Annotated in this window: 1 protein-coding gene and 1 pseudogene; one reads left to right on the plus strand and one right to left on the minus strand. The window is 69.8% G+C overall.

Features of this window, described 5'->3' with window-relative positions; translation table 11 throughout:
- Positions 1 to 131 (minus strand): annotated as a pseudogene (locus tag VF497_RS09230) (DNA-binding response regulator); the annotation flags it as partial.
- A 67-nt stretch (positions 132 to 198) separates the two neighbouring features.
- Between VF497_RS09230 and VF497_RS09235 the strand changes: the two are divergent.
- On the plus strand, positions 199 to 1,521 hold a 1,323-nt coding region (locus VF497_RS09235), incomplete at its 3' end, for a 3-hydroxybutyrate oligomer hydrolase family protein (RefSeq protein WP_330887930.1).

The following is a 1,521-nucleotide window of genomic DNA, read 5'->3' on the forward strand; positions in this document are numbered from 1 at the left end:
AGCCGCGCCATCGCACCCGCAAGGTCGTCGGCCTCGACGATCGTCGCGCCAGGCTCGGCTTGCGCCACCGCGCTGCGCAGGGCGGCGCGGAACAAGGGATGATCGTCGGCAATCAGGATGCGCGTGCTCATCGGCGCGAACTGTAGCAGTTCGTTGGCTATCGGTGTACGCATGGTATCGTTGGCGCAGGAGGCAGCGATGTCGATATCCTTCCCGCTCGGCGCCATTCGCGAAACCGCGCATCGCGGTGACGACGATCTGCTCAGCGCCGGACTCGGCCTCGCGGGATTGCGCGCGCCACCCGCGCCGTTCGCCAATCCCGCCGAACCGACGCCGGCCGAGTTGCGCCGCCGTGCGATCCGCACTGCCTGGACGGGCATCGCCGACCTCGGTCCGCTCGGCGGCTACGGCACGGTCTACGGCAACGCGCCGAAGATCGACGGCCGCGAATACCACGCGTTCGCGCATATTCACGGCGATCTGCAGCCGCACCGCGTCATGGCGCAGATTCCCGACGCGTTCGACGCGCAGGCGCGCTGCCTGGTCGTCACCGCCTCGTCGGGCTCGCGCGGCATTTACGGCGCGATCTCGTTCGCCGGCGCATGGGGGCTCGCGCGCGGCTGCGCGGTGGCCTACACCGACAAGGGCGCGGGGTCAGGCTATTTCGACACGGTGACGCACAGCGGCGTAGCGCTCGACGGCACGCGCGCCGAAGTCGGTACGACCGAACTCGAGTTTGCACTGGCCGGCCGCTACGGCGACGCGGGCATCGCGGTCAAGCACGCACACTCGACCGACAACCCCGAGGCGCACTGGGGCGAGCATCTGCTGCATGCGACGCAGTTCGGCCTGGCGATGCTCGATCGCGCGTTTCCCGCGCAGGCGCCGTTCACGCCGCAGAACACGAAGATCATCGCCATCGGCCTGTCGAATGGCGGCGCCGCGGCGTTGCGCGCGGCAGGCATCGACAAGGCGGCCTGGCTTGACGGCGTCGTCGCGGTCGAGCCGAACATTCTCGCGCCGACCGGCGACAGCCATGGGCGGCCGCTCTACGACTACGGCACCGAGGCGGCGCTGCTCGCACCTTGCGCCCTGCTTGATGCGCGTTTCGACGAAGTGCGCGGCGCGTTGGCGAAACTGCCGGGCAACAACACCGCCACGTGGACGACGCGTTGCGCCACGCTGCGCGACGCGGGCATGCTCAATGCCGGAGACTTGAAGGCACAGGCTGCCGAAGCCCTCGCTCAGTTGCACGCGTCGGGCTGGGAAGACGCCGCGCTCGCCACCGCCGCGAGCACGACCACGTACGACATGTGGCGCGCATTCGGCGCGACCTACGCATCGGCCTATACGCGCAGCCCGGTCGGTGCGATGCCCGGCGGCTTCCGCTTCACCGCGCTCGATCTCAATGGAAGACCGCGCTCGCCGATGGCCGACGAACGCGCCGCCTGGTGGAGCGACGCAGGTGGTATCCCGCCCGGCAATGGCGTATTCCTCATCGAGGGCCAGCCGGGCAACGGC

The sequence above is a fragment of the Rudaea sp. genome, from assembly GCF_036383415.1.
GTDB lineage: Bacteria > Pseudomonadota > Gammaproteobacteria > Xanthomonadales > Rhodanobacteraceae > Rudaea.